The 20,953-nt window shown below is 65.4% G+C and carries 22 protein-coding genes; 16 read left to right on the top strand and 6 right to left on the bottom strand.

What is annotated here, in order from left to right:
* Positions 1-5: 5 nt before the first annotated feature.
* Positions 6-770 (bottom strand): flagellar basal-body rod protein FlgF, encoded by a 765-nt coding sequence (gene flgF, locus ACE103_RS27440; RefSeq protein ID WP_223970239.1) that lies wholly within the window; start codon positions 768-770, stop codon positions 6-8.
* A 383-nt stretch (positions 771-1,153) separates the two neighbouring features.
* On the opposite strand from flgF, the gene fliL reads away from it, so the two are divergent.
* The 5 genes from fliL (at position 1,154) to ACE103_RS27415 (ending at position 8,384) form a co-directional block, all read left to right on the top strand.
* The gene (gene fliL / locus ACE103_RS27435; RefSeq protein WP_223970240.1) at positions 1,154-1,642 is read left to right on the top strand and encodes a flagellar basal body-associated protein FliL; all 489 of its coding nucleotides are present in this window, start codon (positions 1,154-1,156) and stop codon (positions 1,640-1,642) included.
* Between the two features lie 18 nt (positions 1,643-1,660).
* Complete coding sequence (fliM, locus tag ACE103_RS27430) at positions 1,661-2,860, top strand: flagellar motor switch protein FliM (RefSeq protein ID WP_223970241.1); 1,200 nt, start codon at positions 1,661-1,663, stop codon at positions 2,858-2,860.
* Complete coding sequence (locus tag ACE103_RS27425) at positions 2,857-3,330, top strand: DUF6468 domain-containing protein (RefSeq protein WP_223970242.1); 474 nt, start codon at positions 2,857-2,859, stop codon at positions 3,328-3,330. The genes fliM and ACE103_RS27425 overlap by 4 nt, the downstream gene beginning before the upstream one ends.
* Positions 3,327-4,130, top strand: a complete 804-nt coding sequence (locus ACE103_RS27420) for a MotE family protein (RefSeq protein WP_375775604.1) — start codon at positions 3,327-3,329, stop codon at positions 4,128-4,130. Before ACE103_RS27425 ends, ACE103_RS27420 begins: the two co-directional genes overlap by 4 nt.
* A gap of 444 nt (positions 4,131-4,574) precedes the next feature.
* Entirely contained in the window at positions 4,575-8,384 is a 3,810-nt protein-coding gene (locus ACE103_RS27415) for a tetratricopeptide repeat protein (protein WP_375775603.1), read from the top strand.
* 112 nt (positions 8,385-8,496) lie between these two features.
* On the opposite strand, the gene ACE103_RS27410 is transcribed toward ACE103_RS27415, so the two are convergent.
* Positions 8,497-9,342 (bottom strand): glyoxalase superfamily protein, encoded by an 846-nt coding sequence (locus ACE103_RS27410; RefSeq protein WP_375775602.1) that lies wholly within the window; start codon positions 9,340-9,342, stop codon positions 8,497-8,499.
* 270 nt (positions 9,343-9,612) lie between these two features.
* On the opposite strand from ACE103_RS27410, the gene ACE103_RS27405 reads away from it, so the two are divergent.
* From ACE103_RS27405 to ACE103_RS27385, 5 genes are all read left to right on the top strand, one after another.
* Complete coding sequence (locus tag ACE103_RS27405) at positions 9,613-9,849, top strand: hypothetical protein (RefSeq protein WP_092115402.1); 237 nt, start codon at positions 9,613-9,615, stop codon at positions 9,847-9,849.
* Between the two features lie 25 nt (positions 9,850-9,874).
* Positions 9,875-10,834, top strand: a complete 960-nt coding sequence (locus tag ACE103_RS27400) for a LysR family transcriptional regulator (protein ID WP_375775601.1) — start codon at positions 9,875-9,877, stop codon at positions 10,832-10,834.
* 88 nt (positions 10,835-10,922) lie between these two features.
* Entirely contained in the window at positions 10,923-11,633 is a 711-nt protein-coding gene (locus ACE103_RS27395) for an SDR family NAD(P)-dependent oxidoreductase (protein ID WP_375775600.1), read from the top strand.
* 19 nt (positions 11,634-11,652) lie between these two features.
* Positions 11,653-11,898, top strand: coding sequence for a 4-oxalocrotonate tautomerase family protein (locus ACE103_RS27390; protein WP_375775599.1), 246 nt, complete (start codon positions 11,653-11,655; stop codon positions 11,896-11,898).
* 120 nt (positions 11,899-12,018) lie between these two features.
* Positions 12,019-13,260: a YbfB/YjiJ family MFS transporter gene (locus ACE103_RS27385; RefSeq protein WP_375775598.1), complete on the top strand. Its 1,242-nt coding sequence runs from the start codon at positions 12,019-12,021 to the stop codon at positions 13,258-13,260.
* Here ACE103_RS27385 and ACE103_RS27380 read toward each other — a convergent pair.
* From ACE103_RS27380 to ACE103_RS27365, 4 genes are all read right to left on the bottom strand, one after another.
* Complete coding sequence (locus ACE103_RS27380) at positions 13,257-14,408, bottom strand: aminotransferase class V-fold PLP-dependent enzyme (protein WP_375775597.1); 1,152 nt, start codon at positions 14,406-14,408, stop codon at positions 13,257-13,259. The two genes, ACE103_RS27385 and ACE103_RS27380, sit on opposite strands and share 4 nt — an antisense overlap.
* Before the next feature lie 53 nt (positions 14,409-14,461).
* Positions 14,462-15,349: a hypothetical protein gene (locus tag ACE103_RS27375; protein WP_375775596.1), complete on the bottom strand. Its 888-nt coding sequence runs from the start codon at positions 15,347-15,349 to the stop codon at positions 14,462-14,464.
* 85 nt (positions 15,350-15,434) lie between these two features.
* A complete protein-coding gene (gene fliP / locus ACE103_RS27370) occupies positions 15,435-16,187 on the bottom strand; it encodes a flagellar type III secretion system pore protein FliP (RefSeq protein ID WP_223970253.1) in 753 nt (250 codons plus the stop codon).
* Positions 16,184-17,107, bottom strand: coding sequence for a flagellar biosynthetic protein FliO (locus ACE103_RS27365; protein ID WP_375775595.1), 924 nt, complete (start codon positions 17,105-17,107; stop codon positions 16,184-16,186). Before ACE103_RS27365 ends, fliP begins: the two co-directional genes overlap by 4 nt.
* Before the next feature lie 370 nt (positions 17,108-17,477).
* On the opposite strand from ACE103_RS27365, the gene flgB reads away from it, so the two are divergent.
* From flgB to flhB, 6 genes are all read left to right on the top strand, one after another.
* Positions 17,478-17,888, top strand: coding sequence for a flagellar basal body rod protein FlgB (gene flgB / locus ACE103_RS27360; RefSeq protein WP_375775594.1), 411 nt, complete (start codon positions 17,478-17,480; stop codon positions 17,886-17,888).
* 27 nt (positions 17,889-17,915) lie between these two features.
* Positions 17,916-18,341, top strand: a complete 426-nt coding sequence (gene flgC, locus ACE103_RS27355) for a flagellar basal body rod protein FlgC (protein ID WP_223970258.1) — start codon at positions 17,916-17,918, stop codon at positions 18,339-18,341.
* Positions 18,342-18,367: 26 nt separating this feature from the next.
* Positions 18,368-18,679: a flagellar hook-basal body complex protein FliE gene (fliE, locus tag ACE103_RS27350; RefSeq protein ID WP_244067853.1), complete on the top strand. Its 312-nt coding sequence runs from the start codon at positions 18,368-18,370 to the stop codon at positions 18,677-18,679.
* 130 nt (positions 18,680-18,809) lie between these two features.
* Positions 18,810-19,073: a flagellar biosynthesis protein FliQ gene (fliQ, locus tag ACE103_RS27345; protein ID WP_050401183.1), complete on the top strand. Its 264-nt coding sequence runs from the start codon at positions 18,810-18,812 to the stop codon at positions 19,071-19,073.
* Positions 19,074-19,091: 18 nt separating this feature from the next.
* Positions 19,092-19,862 (top strand): flagellar biosynthetic protein FliR, encoded by a 771-nt coding sequence (fliR, locus tag ACE103_RS27340; protein WP_375775593.1) that lies wholly within the window; start codon positions 19,092-19,094, stop codon positions 19,860-19,862.
* Between the two features lie 12 nt (positions 19,863-19,874).
* Positions 19,875-20,948, top strand: a complete 1,074-nt coding sequence (flhB, locus tag ACE103_RS27335) for a flagellar biosynthesis protein FlhB (protein ID WP_223970264.1) — start codon at positions 19,875-19,877, stop codon at positions 20,946-20,948.
* Positions 20,949-20,953 lie beyond the last annotated feature (5 nt).

The following is a 20,953-nucleotide window of genomic DNA, read 5'->3' as shown; positions in this document are numbered from 1 at the left end:
CCGGATCAGTTCGGCACGTCGGCGAGCTTCTCGATCGCCGATTTGTGCAGGTCGCTCTGCTGCTGGAGCAGCGAGGCGATTTGGGTGTAGGTCCGCGTGATCTCGATCATGCGGCTCATCTCGACGACGGAATTGACGTTCGACTTCTCGATGAAGCCCTGACGGATCTGCGCCTTGGTATCCGGCAACGGCTGCGCGCCTTCGCCCGGTACATAGAGGTTGGAGCCTTCCTTGAGCAGGCGCTGGGCCTGCGCGAACGAGACCAGCCGCAGCTTGCCGCGGATCGAGTCGAGGCGGGACGTGCCCTCGAGCACGCTGACGTTGCCGTCGGGGGCGATGTTGACGTCGTGATCGGTCTGCTGGAACGTGATCGGGCCGGCGGTGCCGAGCACCTGGTAACCCGAGGCGGTGACGAGCTGGCCGCGATTGTTGATCGCGAGGTTGCCGTCGCGGGTGTAGCGCTCGCCGCCCGGGGTCTGCACCACCAGGAAGGCGTTGCCGTCGATCGCGACGTCGAGCGGGTTCTTGGTCTCTTCGGTCGGGCCCTGCGAGAAGTCGTGGAAGGTCGCGCGGTCCTGCACGAAGGAGACGCGGCGGTCGGAGGACGCGAAATTGTCCTCATGCGCGTTCGAGGACAGATATTCCTGGAACAGCGACCGGTCGGCCTTGTAGCCGTTGGTGTTCATGTTCGCGATGTTGTTGGAAACGACATCCAACTGCCGTTCCAGCACCATCTGCTTCGATAGTCCGACCAGAAGCGTATTCTGCATCGGTGGTTCTCCCCTGTGAGGTGATCCGATGCGAAAGGTTCTCCCAAACCTTCACGCCGGACCGTCGGTAACCATTGGGTTCTCCCAAACCCGCCAGTTACGTCGTCCTCTCAGCGAAACCCGTGCCAACTTAAAATAATGAGATATTTGAATGGGTTAGGTGTTTTGCAGGGCGCCTTGCCGGGCGGCAGAAAGGTCTTGTTGACCATGTTTGCCCGGCAGTTTTTTCCTAGTGGAAGGTAAATCCTAAGCTTCCGTTAACCATTATGGCCCCAGTGTTGCCGGCATTGGGGCGCGTGTGCGCCGGCGGCCTTTGTATCGCGTCTTCAAGCCAAAGCTGGGGCAAATCGCGTTCGCATCCTTCGGGTTGAAGCGAGCGGACGATGGCGGATGAGGAAAAGACGGAAGGCGGCGAGGGCGCGGCCGCTCCGAAGAAAGGCAAGCTCAAGCTGATCATTGCCGTCGTCGGCTTCCTCGTCGTGCTCGGCGCGGGCGCAGGCGGATGGTTCTTCTTCATGCGCGGTCACGGCGAGGAGCAGCACGCCGAAGCGCCGCCGCCGAAGCCGCCGAGCTTCGTCGACGTGCCCGACATGCTGGTCAATCTGGTCGGTGCGCCCGGCGAGCGGGTGCAATATCTCAAGCTGAAGCTCGTGCTCGAGATCAAGGAAGAGAAGCAGGTCGAGGCGATCAAGCCGGCGCTGCCGCGCGTTACCGACCTGTTCCAGACCTACATGCGCGAGCTGCGCCCGAGCGATCTCAACGGCTCGGCCGGCCTGTTCCGTCTCAAGGAAGAGCTGACCAAGCGTGTCAACCTCGCGCTGGCGCCCAACCAGGTGAACGCCGTGCTGTTCAAGGAAGTCGTGATCCAGTGACGGGGCGGATGTAAAGCCATGGCCGGCAACGACCAGATGGACCAGGACGCCATTGCGGCCCAATGGGAAGCCTCGCTCGATTCCGAGGATCCCGCGGCGGCCGCGGCGGAAGCTGCCAAGAACGAGCTCACCGAGAACATGGCGCTGCAATGGGCCGCCATGGTCGAGGACGGCAGCCGCGACTTCGGCGGCAAGACCAACGGCGAGCGCGTGCTGTCGCAGGAGGAGATCGACAATCTCCTCGGCTTCACGGTCGGCGACGTCAGCCTCGACGATCATTCCGGCATCCGCGCCATCATCGATTCCGCGATGGTGTCCTACGAGCGTCTGCCGATGCTCGAAATCGTGTTCGACCGCCTGGTGCGGTTGATGACGACATCGTTGCGCAATTTCACCTCCGACAACGTCGAAGTCTCGCTCGACCGCATCACCTCGGTGCGCTTCGGCGACTACATGAACTCGATCCCGCTGCCGGCGGTGCTCTCGGTGTTCAAGGCGGAGGAGTGGGAGAATTTCGGCCTCGCCATGGTCGACTCCAACCTGATCTATTCGATGATCGACGTGCTGCTCGGCGGCCGCCGCGGCCAGACCCAGCTCAAGATCGAGGGCCGGCCCTATACCACGATCGAGACCAACCTCGTGAAGCGGCTGGTCGAGGTGGTGCTGTCGGATGCCGAGCAGGCGTTCCGGCCGCTGTCGCCGGTGACCTTCTCGATCGACCGGCTTGAGACCAACCCACGCTTTGCCGCGATCAGCCGCCCGGCCAATGCCGCGATCCTGGTGCGCCTGCGCATCGACATGGAAGACCGCGGCGGCAATGTCGAATTGCTGCTGCCCTATGCCACCATCGAACCGATCCGCAACGTGCTGTTGCAGATGTTCATGGGCGAGAAGTTCGGCCGCGATCCGATCTGGGAAGGCCATTTCGCCACCGAGGTGGCGCAGGCCGAGATTGCGGTCGATGCAGTGCTGTACGAGGCCGATATCCCGCTCAAGGAGCTGATGAAGCTCAAGGTCGGCGACACGCTGCCGCTGGATATCCGCTCCGACGCGCTGGTCTCGGTCCGTTGCGGCAACGTCACCCTGACGGAAGGCCGCATGGGCCGCGTCGGCGACCGCGTCGCGATCCGCGTCACCAAGAATTTGCGCAAACCCCAAACCACCTTCGCGATGTTCGAGAAGGCGGATGAGCGGACCAAGATGATGGAGGCACCATGAGTCATGTGCTTGGACTAGCAATCGAGAGTCTGGTGGCCGTGCTGCTGATGCTGACGATCGGCTATTGCTGGCTGCTCAACAAGCGCCTGCAGCGGCTGAAGGCCGATGAGCATTCGCTGAAGGCGACGATTGCCGAATTGATCACCGCGACCGAGATCGCCGAGCGGGCGATCGGCGGGTTGAAGCACGCGGTGCGGGACGTCAACGAGAACCTCGGCAACCAACTCGATGCGGCGGTGCAGATGTCGGCGCAGCTGAAGAACCAGCTGGCGGAAGGCGACCACGTGGTGCGCCGTCTGTCCAAGATCGCGCTGGCCGCGCGGCCGGCTGAGCCCGCGTATGCGCCGGCACCAGCAGCTGCGCCCGCCGCGCCGGTGGCGCAGGCGCCCAGGGTTTCGGCGGCGCGCGCGGTTGCCGCGGCGGCCGAAGCCTTCACCGAGCGCAGGAGGGCCGGCGGTCTCGCTGCATGAAGTTGCTTCGTGACATCAGAGTGATGCCTGTGGTGCTGGTCGCGATCTTCGGCCTGATGGTGCTGAAGGTCGCGGGCCTGGTGCTCGATGGCGGTTACGTGTTTGCCGAGGACGCGCCGCCGGCCGGTCCCTCTTGGGCGCAGCAGAATTTCAACTTCCCCGGCGCTCCCAAGGCGGTTGCCGACAGCAAGATCAAGGCCGATCCCGGCGACATCACCGGATCGGTCGAGGGCAAGGACGCGAAGAAGGACGAGGCACCGAAGCCGGCCGCACCGGCCGCGGAGGCGCCCAAGCCCGACGGCGTAGTGGTCAATCTGGATGCGCCGCCGCCGGTGTCGGCTTCCGAACGCGCGATCCTGGAGCGGTTGCAGTCGCGCCGCCAGGAGCTCGAGACGCGCGCCCGCGAGGTCGAGATTCGTGAAAGCCTGTTGAAGGCCGCCGAGAAGCGCATCGAGGCCAAGGTCGAGGAGGCCAAGGCCAACGATGCCAAGGCGAATGCCGATGCAGCAGCCAAGGTCGAAGCCGACGCCGCCCGCTTCAAGGGCATCGTCACCATGTACGAGAACATGAAGCCGAAGGACGCCGCCAAGGTGTTCGATCGGCTGGAGATGACCGTGCTCTACCAGATCGCCTCGCAGATCCAGCCGCGCAAGATGTCGGACATCCTCGGCCTGATGCAGCCCGAGGCTGCCGAACGGCTCACGGTCGAACTCGCGCGCCGCGCCGGCGGCGACAAGTCGGCATCGACAGACGATCTGCCCAAGATCGAAGGCAAGATGCTCGCGCCGAAGACGAATTGACGGAGCGCGCTAGCCTCAGAGGCTAACTTTCGGTGGGTTGCGCCCGCGAGCCGGGCGACGCGCCTTCGCAATGTCGGCGATGGCCGTCGCGACGAGAGATGGATCGTCCTCATCCCGCGCCGCTGCAATACAAGCGGTTTGCTGCTCTAGGGCTTTCCGATGATCCTGGATGTCGAATCTCTTCGTATTGAGCGGCAGCTTGAACCACCCAGTTTCCGCGAGCCGTTCCAATGCGATGGCAAGTGTTCTTTAACCATACCACAAGCACGTTCGACCGTGGTCTGAAACACCCATTGCCGGTAGCGCAGGTGCCCGGTTCCTTCGCAGCCCCCTAAACAATCTATTGACGTTAACAGCTCCTTAACGCCGCCCGATCCAAGATCGGGACGCGTGGGCGAGGGCGCTTCGCGCTGGTATGGCTGAGGTCCGAGAAGACGTTTCGAGATGGCGCGAACGGCTGCCGCTGAAACATGGTCGCTAGGCCGCGCCTGGGCGCGGACCGCGCGTCTGTGCCTGCTTGCCACCGGCCTTGCCCTTACAACCCTCACATATCCAGCCACGGTGCGGGCCCAAGACCCGCCGCCGGTACCGGGCGAGGCGACGTTCTCGGCCGCGAACGGCTATGCCCGGCTGGTGCTGAAGCTGAAGGAGGATGTCGAGTCGGAGGTCACGACCGCCGGTTCGATCATCGTGATCCGCTTCAGGCGTCCGGTCGATATCCCCGTCGAGAAACTCTCCGAAGCGGTGCCCGACTATGTCGGCGCCGCGCGCCGCGATCCTGACGGTTCGGCGATCCGCCTGTCGCTGGCGCGGCGCGTCACCATCAACACCATGACCGCCGGCGAGCGCATCTTCGTCGACTTCCTGCCCGACAGCTGGACCGGCCCGCCGCCGTCGCTGCCGCAGGAGGTGATCCGCGAACTGGCGGAGCGCGCCCGTGCCGCCGAGCGCCTGTTGCGCATCCAGCGCGCGGCCGATGTCGCCAAGAAGAAGCCGCCGATCCGTGTCCGCGCATTGGTGCAGCCCACCTTCGTGCGTTTCGTGTTCGAAGTGCCCGACGGGGTCAGCGTCTCCTCGGTGCTGAACGAGCAGAAACTGACGCTGTCCTTCAACTCCGTCCTGGCCTTCGACCTGGCCGATGCCAAGGTCGCCGCTCCCCCAAACGTCGCGTCGATCAGCTCGCGCGCCGATACGGATACCTCAGCGGTCGACGTGACGCTGATTGGCGATGTCGACGTGCATTCGTTCCGCGACGAGAAGAACTACATCGTCGATGTCGCCTTCCAGCAGGCCGAGCAGCAGCAGGCGGCGAAGCCCTCGCTGAGCGCGTTGTTGCCGACGTCGCGCGGCAAGCCGAAGGGGGCGGCTGCGATCGCGCCGGCGACATCGGAGAGCATCGCGCAGCAAGCCAAGATCGAGATCAAGTCCGAGCAGCCCAAGGCAGAGCAATCCAAGGCGGAGCCGGCCAAGTCCGAGCAGGTGCAGTCCGAGCCGGTCAAACCCGAACGGGCCGGGACCGAACAACCGGCGACCGCGCCCGCCAAATCGGAACAGCCGAGATCCGAGCTGCCCAATTCGGAGATGCCGAAGATCGCCGCGGCGCCGGCGGCTGAGGTCGAGAAGGCCGCTGCACCGGTCGCGCCGCGCGAGGGCGGCACTCCGACCGAACCGAGCGACGCGCCAAAGCCTGCGCCTGCTGCCGCGACCGCGCCGGCCATGGAGGCACCGAAGCCGGCGGCGGTGCCATCGTCGCCTGCCGAGGCTCGCGCCAGCGCCAAGTCTGCTGCCAGTTCCTCGGTCGAAGCCCAGCGTGACAGCGACGGGTTGCGGGTGACGTTCTCATTCCCCGGCGCGACGCCTGCGGCGCTGTTCCGTCGCGCCGACACAGTATGGATGGTGTTCGACACGCCTGAGGCGATCGACGTCGATCCGATCCGCGCCAAGGCCGGCTCGCTGATATCAGATGTCAGCCGGATCGCGCTGGAGAAGGGGCAGGCGGTGCGCTTCCGCCTCAACCGGCCGCAGATGCCGTCGCTCGAGAGCGACGATCGCTCGCGCGGCGTGAGCTGGACGCTGACCTTCGCCGACCGGGTGCAGAAGCCGCCGCTGCCGCTCAGCGTGGTGCGTAATATCAGCGAGCCCTCGCTCGCCAATGTCAGCGTGCCGCTCGCCAATCCCGGCCAGCTCCACAGGCTGATCGATCCCGACGCGGGCGATACGCTCTGGGTCGTGACCGCACCGCCGCCGACCCGCGGCATCATCAAGCGGCAGGATTTCGTCGAGCTCTCGCTGCTGGAATCGATTCATGGCGTCGTGGTTCATCCGAACGCCGACGACGTCAAGGCGGAGGTCGGTGCCGACAAGGTGACGCTGGGCCGGCCCGGCGGCCTGACGCTGTCATCGGCCGACGTCGCGTCCGAGCGCGCGACCGCGGCGGTGAAGCCGCTGTTCGATCCGGACGAGTGGCGCAAGAACCAGTCGGAGAACTTCCTCAAGCAGCTCGACGGGCTTATTGCGGCGGCCTCGACGGCCAACGCCGAGCAGCTGCCGCAGGCGCGGCTCGATCTCGCCGATTTCTACATGGCGCGCGCCATGTACCAGGAAGCCCATGGTGTCGCCAATCTGATGCTGTCCGAAAGCAAGCGCGGCAGCGAGGCGGCCTCCGTGGTGATGGTACACGCGGTTGCCAGCATCCTGATCGGGCACCCGGCGCAGGGTCTCAAGGACCTCGCCAATCCCGTGATCGGCAATGGCTACGATTCCCAATTGTGGAAGGGGCTGGCTTTCGCTCGCGAGGGCAAATGGCCCGAGGCGCGCGAAAAGTTCAAGAACGCCGAATTCGCGGTCGCGACGTTGCCGCCCGATCTGCAGCGCATCGTCACGATCGACTCGATGAAGGCCTCGCTCGAGGTCAAGGACTATGCCGGCGCTGCTCGGCGCAAGAGCGATCTCGACGTGGTCGGCGTTCCCGACGCGCTCAAGCCCGCGGTTGCGGTGCTGCGCGGCCGGCTCGCCGAAGCGCTCGGCCAGGAGAAGGATGCGCTCGACGCCTACCGCTTCGCCGCCAATTCGCCCGACCGTCAAGCCGCCGCCGAAGGCAGACTGCTGGAGACGCTGTTGCGTCAGAAGCGCGGCGAGATCGGCCGCGACGATGTGCTGAAGGAGTTCGAGCTGTTGTCGATGCTGTGGCGCGGCGACAATATCGAGTTGAAGACGTTGTACGTGCTGTCGAAGATCTATGCCGAGACCGCGCGCTATGCCGATGCCTTCGCGGTGACCCGTGCGGCGACCCGGCTGCAGCCGAACGCGCCGGAATCGCGCCAGGCGCAGGATGCCGCGTCGGCGTTGTTCGTGCAGCTCTATCTGGGCCCGAAGGGCGACGAGATGGCGCCGATCGATGCGCTCGGCACCTTCTACGATTATCGCGAGCTGACGCCGATCGGCCGCCGCGGCGACGAGATGATCCGCCGTCTCGCCGACCGTCTCGTCGGTGTCGATCTGCTCGACCAGGCCGCCGACCTCCTGCAATACCAGGTCGACAAGCGGCTCGAAGGCGCCGCGCGCGCCCAGGTCGCCGCGCGGCTTGCGATGGTCTATCTGATGAACCGCAAGCCCGACCGCGCCATCGGCGCGCTGCGCTCGACCCGGATCGCAGATCTCTCCGGCGAACTGCGCCAGCAGCGGCTGCTGCTCGAGGCGCGCGCGCAGAGCGACGTCGGCCGGCACGACCTCGCGCTCGACATCATCTCGAACATCACCGGCCGCGAGGCGATCCGGCTGCGCTCGGACATCTATTGGGCGTCGCGGCACTGGCGTGAGGCGTCCGAGCAGATCGAGCTCTATTACGGCGACCGCTGGCGCGATTTCACCCCGCTCGACCCGAGCGAGAAGGCCGACATCATCCGCGCGGTCGTCGGCTACGCGCTCGCTGAGGATGCCATCGGGCTGTCCCGGTTCCGCGAAAAATACGCGCCGCTGATGTCCGGCGATGCCGACAGACTGGCGTTCGACGCGGCCAGCAAGCCGGTCGCGACCTCGAGCGCAGAATTCGCCCAGATCGCGCGGATGGCCGCCAGCGTCGACACGCTCGACGGCTTCATCCGCGAGATGAAGACCCGCTTCCCGGACGCCACCGCCCGCGCGCCGCTGCCCGATCCGGTCACGACCGGATCGCTGCCCGACGGGCCAAAGGCCGCGCCGGTCAGCACGCTCCCGGTCATCAAGGGCGAGCGCCGCGCCGGCGCGATGCCGTAGAGTTTCGGTTCGGATTGAATCAGAACCGAAGCTCTAGATTCTAGTCTTGAGGCGTTTTCTTCACGCGAACCGGTGTCCACTTCGCTCGAAAACGCTCTGGCGGCACGGGCTGCTACGGGCCGGGAGTCACCCACGCGGTCGAAATGATGCCCTTGTCGTCGAGCGCGATGCGCCAGTGCGCCGCGCCGTTCGCCTGTCTGACGCTATAGACGTCTTCGCCCTGCTCGCCGACACCGAGAAAGCGGATCGCCTGGATCGTGCCGAGGTCCGCGAGGGGCTGAAGCCACGTCATCTGCTTGCGGGTCGCCGCCGCCAGCGCCGGGCTCATCTCAGCGTAGTTGGGATTCCCCGAGGCGATCCCATCGATCAGGCGATGCAGCGCAGCCTCGGTTCCGGGATTGGCCGACTGGTTCTTGACGCGCTCCGCCGTCTGATCGGCGATCTTCCGTGCCGCCGCGGCATCGATACGCGCCATCGCAATATCGCTGCCGTTCTGATGCAGAATCAGCGAGGTGCCTCGTCCGTCCGGTCCGACGACGAAGCTGACCTGGGCGTCGACAATCCTGGCGAAGAATTCGGTCTTGCTCTCCGCAAAGAACCGCACCGAGCGCTGCCCGGTCAATTGCATCACCAGATGATGTTCGTCGGGTGTCACCGTGAACACGGCGCGGTCGCTGAGCTTGTAGAAGCCGGCATAATTGTCGAGTACGGCGGAATCCACCGCGATTTCCTGCCGCGCGGCGATCGGCGGTGATTCTGCAGTGGAGTCTGCAGCTGGTACCGGCGTGCTCGGCGGTCCGGCAGCCTGTATCCGCGCCGCCAGCGTATTCCAGTCACGCTGGCCGAACAGTCTGGCGACAAGCTCCAGGCTGTCGCTATGGGTGAGGGGCATCGATTTGGCGGCGAGCGCTTCGCGCAGCGTCTGCGCCATGGCCTTGGCATCACGAAAGTCGCGCATGAGATCAACCTTTGCATCGACGAACGGAAAGCGTCAGGGGCTTGCGTTGCTGACCCGTTCGTGCGGGCAAAGGAAGCCTGAAACCTGGCTTGATACGTTTACCGTCCCCGGGCGGGGTGCAAGCGGCGGGTGGTATCGACCCGATCCGATGTTCGCCGGGGACCCGCAATTTGTCAATTGCAACAGCCCGTGATCGGGTGCGTCCTCTCGACATTTCGCTGCCAAATCGGCAACCATGGCTGATGTCGCCAGCCGGGAGGACGTCGTCACATGAGCAAGCCGATCAAGACCGAAGCCGAACTCATCGCGATGGCGCGGGCCGAGTTGAAAGTCCATGCCGACTGCCCCGACGGCATCGACATCTCCGTGCTGCGCGACGGCGACAGCTGGGAATTCCGCGCCAGCGCCAACGAGGCCACGGTGGCGCGGCCCGGGTACCCCGAATGCGTCGCGATGCTGGTGCAGATCGGCGATCACCTCAGCAAGCAGTATGACGTAGAGGGTTAGCCACGGCAGCGAACCGGGGAGAGCGATGGACCGCATCGACGCCATGAAGGTCTTCGTCGCGGCGGTCGACGAGGGCAGCCTTGCCGGTGCGGGGCGGAAGCTGCGGCGCTCGCCGGCGGCGGTCAGCCGGGCGATCGCGTTCCTCGAACATCATGTCGGCGCCGAGCTGCTTCACCGCACCACGCGGTCGCTGAAGCTGAGCGAGGCCGGCCAGCGTTATGCGGCGGCGTGCCGGCGCATCCTCAGCGAGCTAGAGGAAGCCGACATCTCGGCCGGCGGCGAACGGTCGGCGCCGCGCGGCACGCTGACCATCACCGCACCGGTCGTCGTCGGCGAGGACGTGCTCCGGCCGCTGCTCGATGCCTTCGTGGCCGAGCATCCAGCGGTGTCGGTGCGGCTCGCGATGCTCGATCGCACCGTCAATCTGATCGACGAGGGCATCGACGTTGCGCTGCGCATCGCCCATCTTGCCGATTCCAATTCAATCGCGATCAAGCTCGGCGAGGTGCGGCGCGTGGTCGCGGCGTCGCCCGGTTATCTTGCGCAGCATCCCGTGATCGGCGAGCCGGCCGATCTCGCAAGGCACCAGATCATTGCGATGACGCATTTCGGGCTCGACTCCTGGAGCTTCCCGCCGGCCGCGAAGTCGAAGGTCGCGCGCGCGGTCCAGTTCGCGCCGCGGCTGGTCGTCAACACGGTGCGGGCGGCGGTCGCCTCGGCGAGCGAGGGGCACGGCGTCACCCGGCTGTTCTCGTATCATATCGCGGAGGAAATCCGTGACGGACGGCTGCGGATCCTGCTCGCCGGCGACGAGCCTCCGCCGTTGCCGGTGCATCTGTTGGCGCCGCAGGGGCGCTTCGACGTGCCCAAGGTACGCGCCTTCGTCGATTTCGCGACGCCGCGACTGAAACGCTATTTCGAGCGGCTGTCACGCGAGGCCAGCCGGGCCAGTCGTTCGCGCCGCGGAAGAGTGTCTGCCGAATAGCGGGCATTCGCGCGAAATGCGGATGTATCTAGCTTGCTCTCCATCGAGGCGGCGCTGTTGCAGCCTCACCAACAGATGGAGAGAGATCATGGGTGCAGAGCAGAAGGTTGCCGTCATCACCGGTGCGTCGCAGGGGATCGGCGAGGCGCTCGTCAGGGGCTATCGTGATCGCAACTATCGCGTCGTCGCCAATTCCCGCAGCATCAAGCCGTCGACCGATGCCGATGTGCTGGCGGTCGCGGGCGATATCGGCGATCCCGAGGTCGCCGATCGCATCGTCAAGCAGGCGCTGGCGCGCTTCGGCCGCGTCGATACGCTGGTCAACAATGCCGGCATCTTTGTCGCCAAGCCGTTCACCGATCACACCGATCAGGACTACGCGTCGGTGCTCGCCACCAACCTCAACGGCTTCTTTTACATCACCCGCCGCGTTGCCAAGGAGATGGTGAAGCAGGGATCCGGGCACATCGTTCAGATCACGACCAGCCTCGTCGACCACGCCAACAGCAACGTGCCTTCGGTGCTGGCCTCGCTGACCAAGGGCGGGCTCAGCGCGGCGACCAAGTCGCTCGCGATCGAATATGCCGCCAAGGGGATCCGCGTGAACGCAGTGGCGCCCGGCGTGATCAAGACGCCGATGCACGCTCCCGAGACCCACGACTTCCTCGCCAAGCTGCATCCGGTCGGCCGCATGGGCGAGATGAAGGACATTGTCGACGCCGTGCTGTTCCTGGAAGGCGCGGGCTTCGTCACCGGCGAGATCCTGCACGTCGACGGCGGCCAGAGCGCCGGACACTGACGACGATCGGGAGCGTGTGATGCTTGTTGTCACCATCCAGGTGACGCGTGAGGGGACGACGCCGGGTGCGTCGTCCACCACGCCAGAGCAGAGGGCGGCGTTGATCAAGGGCGCCAGCGAATTGGTGCGCGACGTGCTGGGCAAGCCAATGGAGTCGACCTTCGTGATCATCGAGGAAGTCGACACCGACAACTGGGGCTGGGGCGGACTGCCCGCGCTGGACTATCGCAAGAAGCTTGCTGCCGCTGCGGCGTCGAAGTCTTAGCGCTGAAGGCCTTTGAACTGGGCGCCTCTCCCAACCGGGAGAGGTGAGGCGTGATCGCTGCGAGCGATTGCTGCGATCGCAACTAATCATTTTTCACGAACGGCCGGAGGGCCTACTGCCATGTCCATGTCAGCCAACGTCGATCATCATCGGGGCCATCATGCCACGCCGCATCGCGATGCAGGCGGGCCGTTGTGGCTGTCGGCGGCCGCGGGACTGTGCGCCTCGCTGGTCGGGCTCGGGCTGGCGCGCTTTGCCTACACACCGCTGATCCCGGCGCTGATCGCGGCAAAATGGTTCACGCCGGCGGAAGCGGTCTATCTCGGTGCCGCCAACCTTGCCGGGTATCTCGCCGGCGCGCTGATCGCCCGCGATCTCGGCGCACGCATCGGCTCGGTGTGGGCGCTGCGCGGCATGATGCTTCTGGCCGCCGCCACCTGCTTTGCCTGCGCGGTGCCGATCTCGTTCATCTGGTTCTTCGGTTTTCGCTTCCTGGCCGGAATCAGCGGTGGCGTGATCATGGTGCTGGCGGCGACCGCGATCCTGCCGCACGTCGCGCCGAGCAAGCGCGGCCTGATCGGCGGCGTGATCTTCGCCGGTGTCGGACTGGGTGTCGCCGCGTCGGGCACGCTGGTGCCGTTGTTGCTGCAGCAGGGCGTCAAGCAGGCCTGGTACGGCCTTGGTGTGCTGTCGGCAGTGCTGACATTGATCAGCTGGAAGGCGTGGCCGGCGGAGGTGCCTGCCGCACATGCTGTGACGGAGCAGCCCGTTGCGGCGCATGGCGTGCGTTCGCCGCTGGTGATCGCGCTGTGCGTGGAATATGGCCTCAATGCCCTGGCGCTGGTGCCGCACATGGTGTTCCTGGTTGATTACGTCGCCCGCGGCCTCGGACAGGGGATCGCGGCAGGATCGTACTACTGGGTGCTGTACGGCATCGGCGCCGTGATCGGACCGCTGCTGACAGGACATCTCGCCGATCGCGCCGGCTTCGCCGCGGCGCTGCGCGCGGCGTTCCTGATCGAGGCAGTTGCGGTCGCGCTGCCCGCCGTGACGAATTCGCCCGCCGCGCTGATCGTGTCGAGCCTCATCGTCGGCGGCTTCACGCCCGGCATCGTGCCGCTGGTGATCGGCCGCATCCACGAGCTGATCCCGCATTCCGCCGCGAGCCAGCGCTCCGCCTGGGCGCAGGCGACCACGACCTTCGCGCTGTTCCAGGCGGCGGGCGCCTACGGCCTGTCCTATCTGTTCGCGCGGAGCGGCGGCGACTATGCGCTGCTGTTCGTGATCGGCGCGGTCGGAGTCGCTGTCGCGCTCGCGATTGAATTGTTCAGTGTCGTGGCGCTGGGACGCAAGCGGAGTTAGCCGCGCAGCGCTTTCGTCAGGATGGCGACGAGGCGATCCACATCGGCCTCGTCGTTGAAGACGTGCGGCGAGATCCGCATCCGGCCGAGCCGCAGCGCGACATGGATGTTTTCGGCGGCGAGCCGCGCGATCAGCTCCTTCGGAATGCCGCCGGCCATGCCGAGGCTCAGAATATGCGGCGCGCGCAGGCTGCGCGCCGGCTGATTGAGCCCGAGATCGCGGACACCGTCGGCGATCCGATCGGTGAGCATCGCGAGCCGTGCGCTGACGGCGGCAGCGCCCCATTCCGCCATCATCTCCATGCCGATCGACGCCATCTCGAGCGTGATGAAATGATCGCGCTCGCCCATATCATAGCGCCGGGCATTGTCGACATAGGCGAGGTCGCCGAAATAGACCGGCTTCTCGGAATTGACGTCGCGGCGGCCGGCGGAGGTCTGCTCCAGCGGCACACCGTTCTGGTGACGTTTTGCAACATAGAGGAAGGCGCGGCCATAGGGACCGATCAGCCATTTGTAGGTCGGGAAGATCACGGCGTCGGGGTCGAGTTTTGTCACGTCCATCGCCACGACACCGGCGCTCTGCGTCGCGTCGATCACGAACATCGCGCCATGCCGCCGCAGTGCGGCTTGCACTTTGTCGACGTCGATGATGCCGCCGTCCGACCAGTGCACCGACGAGATCGAGGCGAGGCCGACCGGTGGCGCGCCCGAGCGGTCGATCGTTGCAAGCGCCGCCGACGTCCAGTCGCCGTCGGCGGGTTGGCGCACGGTGTCGACGACAAAGCCCTGCGCCTCGGCGCGGGCGTGCCATTCCAGCACCGGCGAGGAGTGATCGTTCTCCAGCACAATAACGCGGGTGCCGCGCGGAATGGTCAGCGCCTTCGCCACAGTCGCTATGCCGTAGCTGATCGCCGGGATCAGAGCGACGTCATCAGGGTCGGCATTGATCAGGCGTGCGGCCGCGGTGCGGGCGCGTTCATGCTGGCGGCCTGCAAAACCGGCATCGATCGTCCAGGGCTGGCCCTTGCGTCCGACCGCGGCGCGGCCGGCGTCGACCGTCTTCAAGGGCAGCGGGCTGTAGGACGCGGAGTTCAGGTAGCAGACCTCGCGTGGGATCTCGAACAGATGGCGCTGGGAGGGAAGCATGTCGTCTCGTGGCTGGGATTGCTGATGATGTCGCGATGCGGATCAGCGCGCGCTCATCCGTCATACTGGTCCGGCCCCATCGCCCATGGCGCCTGGTCGTAGCCGTTGGCGAAGGTGCGGTTGGTCTGCGACGGATTGCGGTTGATCAGCGGCCGCAGATACATCGGATGGGTGGCGCTGCGCACCTCATGCTCCACGGTGAACAGGTGTCTTCCGTCGGCGGGATCGACGATATCGCAGAAGCGGTACTGGTATTGATTGTCCTCGCGGGACACCAGGTTGCGCTCGCGCAGCCGCCTGTAGGGGCCGGAGAAGTCCGTGATGTAGATCTGGACGTGATGGCCGTCGAACTCGCCCTGCGCCTGGTCGGTCTCGCGGAATTGCAGATATTGATCCTTGCCGACTTTTGCGCGCGCAACGACACCGTCGCCGTTCATGACGGTGGCCGGGATGCCCATGATCTCGGGATAGAACCGGCTGATCGCTTCAGCCGTGCCGCGCGGCACCTCGAACTCGACATAGGGCATGCCGAGCGCGATACGGCCGAACCGCTCAGCATCCGGCTCGTAGCAGCGCAGCCGGTTGCCCCATGGGCAAATGGCCTCGACGTGATCGTTGTGCTCGCGATAGCTGAACGCGGTGCCCTCGAGCTTGGGCGCGACCGCGGCAAGCCGCGCGAGCAGGGCCTGCCGTCCGGCGATCACGATTGCCGTGCGGCCGCGCAGCACCTGCGGCCGGCCGCTCGGCAGATGAAACTGGCTGCGGCCGGCATTCACCCACATGTTGCTGTCGGAGACCATCAAATAGGGATCGCGGGTCAGCCCGATGCCGGCGATGTAGAACAGCGTGGCGAGGCGCTGGTCCGGCACCTGCACGTTGACGTGCTCGAGATGGATGGCGTTGCCGAGGTCTTCTGCGGCGCGGTCGAATGGCTGCTGCACGGCGCGGCTCCTTGGATGCGGTGCCGCGCATGATAGTGCAACGGCACGGCCGATCCAGCGATGAGGCCATGAATGTTTCGCGGGGCTACCCCCCGTAACTCTGCACCAGGCTGCCGGCGACCAGCGCCCAGCCGTCGACCAGCACGAAGAAGATCAGCTTGAACGGCAGCGAGACCACCACCGGCGGCAGCATCATCATGCCCATCGACATCAGGACCGAGGCGACCACGAGGTCGATGATCAGGAACGGCAAAAATAGGAGAAATCCGATTTCGAAAGCCCGCTTCAGCTCGGAGATCATGAAGGCCGGCACCAGGATGCGCAGCGACATCTCATCCGGCGTCGCCGGCGGCGGCTCACCGGAGAGGTCCATGAACAGCTTCAAATCCTTCTCGCGAACGTTCTTCTGCATGAAGCCGCGCAAGGGGACCGAAGCGCGCTGCAACGCTTCCTCGACGCCGATCTGGTTGGCGACCAGCGGCTTGATGCCGTCGTCATAGGATTTCTGCAGCACCGGCCCCATTACGAAGGCGGTGAGGAACATCGCAAGCGCGATCATCACCGAATTCGGCGGCGCGGTCGCGGTGCCGAGCGCGGTGCGCAGCAGCGACAGCACGACCACGATGCGCGTGAACGATGTCATCATGACCAGGATCGACGGCGCGATCGACAGCACCGTGAGCAGCGCGATCAGCTGGATCGCGCGCTCGGTCACGCCGCCATTGCCGCCGCCGAGATTGATGCTGATATCCTGCGCCATCGCCGGATCGGCGAAGGATCCGGCGGCGATCAGGACAGCGATGAAAAAAACTCTACGCGGGACCGACCCGAACCTCACGAAGGATTCTTCGGTCGGCCGAGCAGCGATGCCATCTCGTCCTCGAGATTCTCGAAGCCACTCTTCTGTCCGCCGGCGGGCGGGGCAGGCGGCTCGCTACGCGGCGCGCGAACCGGCGGCGCCTCGGGCGCAACCGGCGGCGCGACGGTCTCGTTGGCGCCGGTCGGGCGGCGCAGGGCCGCCTCGAGCCGCTGCGCCATCTCGGCCAGATTGGCATCTGCGTTCGATGCCAGCGGCACCGGCGGAGGCGCCTGGGTTGCGACCGGCGGCGGAGCAGGGGGAGGCGGTGGTGGCGGCGTGACGGCGCGCGGCGGCGCCTTCGGCGACTCGGCAGCGCGCGGCGGCCGCGGGATCACGGGTTCGGAGCGCGACGGCAGGCGCGGCGGCATCGGATCGGGCCGCGGTTCGCTGCGCTCGGCCGTGAAGCTCGTCAGCGGATCGTTGCGACGCTCGGCGATCGGCGGCGGGGGCCGGCGCAACTCGTCGGCAAAGGAGGGGCGTGCCTGACGCGGCGGCAGCTCCGGCTCGGGAAGGTCGAAATTGTCGGAGCGGGCGGCTTCGCTTTCGTTCCAGGCAGCATCCGGCAGCGGCGCCACGCGCGGCGGCGCGGCATCGGTTGCAACGGCAGGGCGGGTCGACATCTGGTCGCGCCCCGGCATCGCGCGGACGATATTCGGCTCGACGACGATGTCGGTGGGGCCACCGATCATCAGGAGATGCTCGATGTTGTCGCGGCGGACCAGCACCAGCCGGCGGCGGCCGTCGACGGCAGCGGCGTCGATCACGGCAAGTCGCGGCATCCGTCCGCGGTTGGCGTTGGCGCCGAGGCGGTTTCCGGCGAAGCGGCGGACGAGCCATGCGGTGACGCCGATCAGCGCCAGCACGACAACGAATGCCAAGACGAATGTAATGACCTGCATATTGGAGTCCCCGGCCATCGTGGCCTTCCTCAGCTTCCGCCATCAACGAGCGCGGATTGATAGGTGCGGTTTGCGCAGCGAATCGCGCCCGAGATTCGCCTTATTTCTTAATTCCCAGCGGCTTGCAGCCGACTGTTCTATTAATAAACCAAGAATCGCTTGTCCCAAAACGACTTCTCAGCGCCCCACGCTGTCTTGGTTTGTGCTGGTTAACGCAGCATTCGTGGCGAAAATGCGCTCGCCGGCCGCAGTTAAGGCGTTCTCCACGGCTCCGTCCGACATTTTAACCACCCGTTAACCATACACCGGGCAAATTCTGCCTACCTCGGAGGGCCCAAGCGGCGCCCAAGAGGTTAACGGAGCCGCGGCGATGTCCATGAACGATCTGCCGATCCTGTCGGCGTTGCGCAGCAAGATGCAGTGGCACCAGGAGCGCCAGCGGGTGCTCGCCGAGAATATCTCCAATTCCGACACGCCGAACTTCCGGCCCCGCGACCTGGTCGAGCCGAAGTTCGACCGGGCCGGCGCCACGGTCGGCGGCGGCATGGGAACGCTGCCGATGACGCAGACCAGCGTCACTCACATGGCGGCGTCGGGCGCGCCGGACACATTCGACAATGATCGCGGCAAGAGCGGGTTCCAGACCCGCCCGGCCGGCAACGCGGTCAATCTCGAAGAGCAGATGCTGAAAGTTTCCGCCAACCAGATGGACTTCGCGGCCGCCACCTCGCTCTACAGCAAAAGCCTGCATCTGCTGAAAACCGCGATCGGCAAGGGCTAGGCCGCCTGACGGCGCAAGGAGGATCCCATGGCAGATGGAACAAGCGATTTTGCCCGCTCGATGAGCATCGCGACCTCGGGCCTGCGCGCGCAGGCAGGGCGGATGCGGGTGATCTCGGAAAATATCGCCAACGCCGATTCGACGGCGCAGACCGCGGGCGGCGATCCCTACCGCCGCAAGGTGCCGACCTTCTCCTCCGCGCTCGATCGTTCGCTCGACGCCCAGGTCGTGACGCTCGGCCGGATCCGCCCCGACCAGTCGTCATTCCGCATCAAGCAGGAGCCGGGCAATCCGGCGGCGGACGCCTCCGGCAACGTCAAATATCCGAACGTCAATCCGATGGTCGAGATGACCGACATGCGCGACGCCCAGCGCTCCTACGAGGCGAACCTCAACATCATCAGTGCGACGCGGCGGATGATCCAGCGCACGCTCGACATCCTCAAATCCTGACGCAACAAGAACAGGGAACGTAAATCATGGCTACACCGACAGTCGCCGCCAACGCTTACGCCAACCTCGCGAAAATGATGGAGCGCGGTGGTGTCGAGAAAGCCGGGCAGGCCGTCGCCGGCCCGTCCTTCAGCGCGCTGCTGAAGGACTCCGTCGGCAGCGTGCTGGAAGCGGGCAAGAAGTCCGACGCGCAGACCATGGCGATGGCCTCCGGCAAGGCCAATGTGATGGACGTGGTGACGGCGGTCGCCGACACCGACGTTGCGGTGTCAACGCTGGTCTCGGTGCGCGACCGCGTGATCCAGGCCTATGAAGACATCATGAAGATGCCGATCTAGCCGTCATTCCGGGATGGTCCGAAGGACCAGGCCCGGAATCCATAACCACGATCGGGAGTATGGATTCCGGGCTCTCGCTTCGCGAGCCCCGGAATGACGAAAACAAGCAGCAGACAGCGAGAACACAACAATGACCGGCCCTGAAACTCTCGACGTGGCGCGCGATGCGATCTGGACCATCGTGCTGGTGTCGTCGCCTTTGATGGTGGTCGGCCTCGTGGTCGGCGTCGTGGTGTCGCTGTTCCAGGCGCTGACCCAGATCCAGGAACAGACGCTGGTCTTCGTGCCGAAGATTCTCGCGATCTTCGTCACATTGCTGCTGGCGCTGCCCTTCATGGCGGACGCGCTCAGTAGCCACATGATGCGGATTTCATCGCGAATCATCGGCGGTTGATGCACTAATGCCGCGGTCATGCGCATCGATGTCTCCCTGCTTCCGGCGCTGGCCGCAATCTTCGTGCTGGTCTTTGCGCGCGTGGGCGCGATGGTGATGCTGCTGCCCGGTTTCGGCGAGAGCAACATCCCGGCACGGGTCAAGCTGTCGATCGCGCTGCTGCTGACGCTGATCATCCTCCCCCTGCATCGCAACGCCTATCATGTCGATTTGACGTCGATCTCCGCGCTCGGTGTCCTGATGGTACATGAGCTGATCATCGGCATCGTGCTCGGCGCGACCGCGCGGGTGACGCTGTCGGCGCTGAACGTCGCGGGCTCCGTGATCGCCCAGCAGCTCGGCCTCGGCTTCGTCACCGCGGTCGACCCGACCCAGGGCCAGCAGGGCCAGATCATCGGCAACTTCCTCACCATCCTCGGCCTGACGCTGCTGTTCGCCACCGACAGCCACTATCTCGTCATCGCGGCGCTGAGCGAGAGCTACCGCATCTTCTCGCCGGGCGAGATCATGCCGACCGGCGACGTCGCTGCGCTTGCGACGTCTGCGTTCTCCGCGGCCTTCAAGATCGGCCTGCAGCTGTCGGCGCCGTTCCTGGTGTTCGGCCTCGTCTTCAACATCGGGCTCGGCGTGCTGGCGCGGCTGATGCCGCAGATGCAGGTCTACTTCGTCGGCGTCCCGCTCTCGATCGTGGTCGGCTTCCTGATCTTCGCCGTCGTGCTCGCCGCGATGATGAATACCTATTTCGACTACTTCAACGGCGTCATGCGCCAACTCGCTCCGATGAATTAATCAGGAGAAGAGATGGCCGACGATACCGAAGACAAAACAGAAGACCCTACGCAAAAACGTCTCGACGACGCCCTTGAGAAAGGCGACGTCGTCAAGAGCCAGGAGGTCAACACCTGGTTCGTTATCGCCGGCGCTACGCTGGTGCTGTCGACCTTCTCGGGCTCGGTCGGCGGCGGCATCTTGATGCCGCTGCGCAATCTGATCGCCAATTCATGGATGATCCGCACCGACGGTGCCGGCCTGCTGCAACTGACCCAGACGCTTGGCTACGCGGTGGTCGCCGCGATCGGCGTGCCGTTCCTGATGCTGGCGCTGGCTGCGATCGCGGGCAACATGATCCAGCATCAGCTGGTCTGGTCGGGCGAACAGCTCAAGCCGAAATTCTCCAAGATCTCGCCGGCCGCCGGCTTCAAGCGGCTGTTTGGCAAGCAGGCGGTGGCGAACTTCCTGAAAGGCCTGTTCAAGCTGATCGCGCTCGGCGTCGTGATGGTCATGGTGCTGTGGCCCGATCGGATGCGGATGGAATCGTTCCTGCGGGTCGATCCGGCCGAGCTGCTGCCCGCCATCACCGGCATGACGGTGCACCTGCTGGCGGCGGTGGTCGCCATCCTGGCTGCGGTCGCGATCGCCGACTACTTCTTCCAGTACCGGACCTGGTACGAGCGTCACAAGATGTCGCTGCAGGAGATGAAGGAGGAGTTCAAGCAGTCGGAAGGCGACCCGCACGTCAAGGGCAGGATCAAGCAGTTGCGGGTCCAGCGCGCCAAGAAGCGCATGATGGCCCAGGTTCCGAAGGCCTCGGTGATCATCACCAACCCGACCCACTATTCGGTGGCGCTGGCCTACGACCGCAGCATGTCGGCGCCGATCTGCGTCGCCAAGGGCGTCGACAACCTCGCCTTCAAGATCAGGGAGATCGCCAAGGAGCACGACATTCCGATCGTGGAGAACGTGCCGCTGGCCCGGGCGCTCTATGCGACCGTCGAAATCGACAAGGAAATCCCGGTCGAGCACTACCATGCGGTTGCCGAAATCATCGGCTACGTGATGCGGCTGAGGCGCGGCCTGTCCGGCCTGCGCCAGTAGGGGGC

The organism is Bradyrhizobium sp. ma5 (assembly GCF_042258955.1).
In the GTDB taxonomy this organism is placed as follows: domain Bacteria; phylum Pseudomonadota; class Alphaproteobacteria; order Rhizobiales; family Xanthobacteraceae; genus Bradyrhizobium.
The sequence above is the reverse complement of the archived record's forward strand: the minus strand, read 5'-3'. Positions and strand labels throughout refer to the sequence as shown.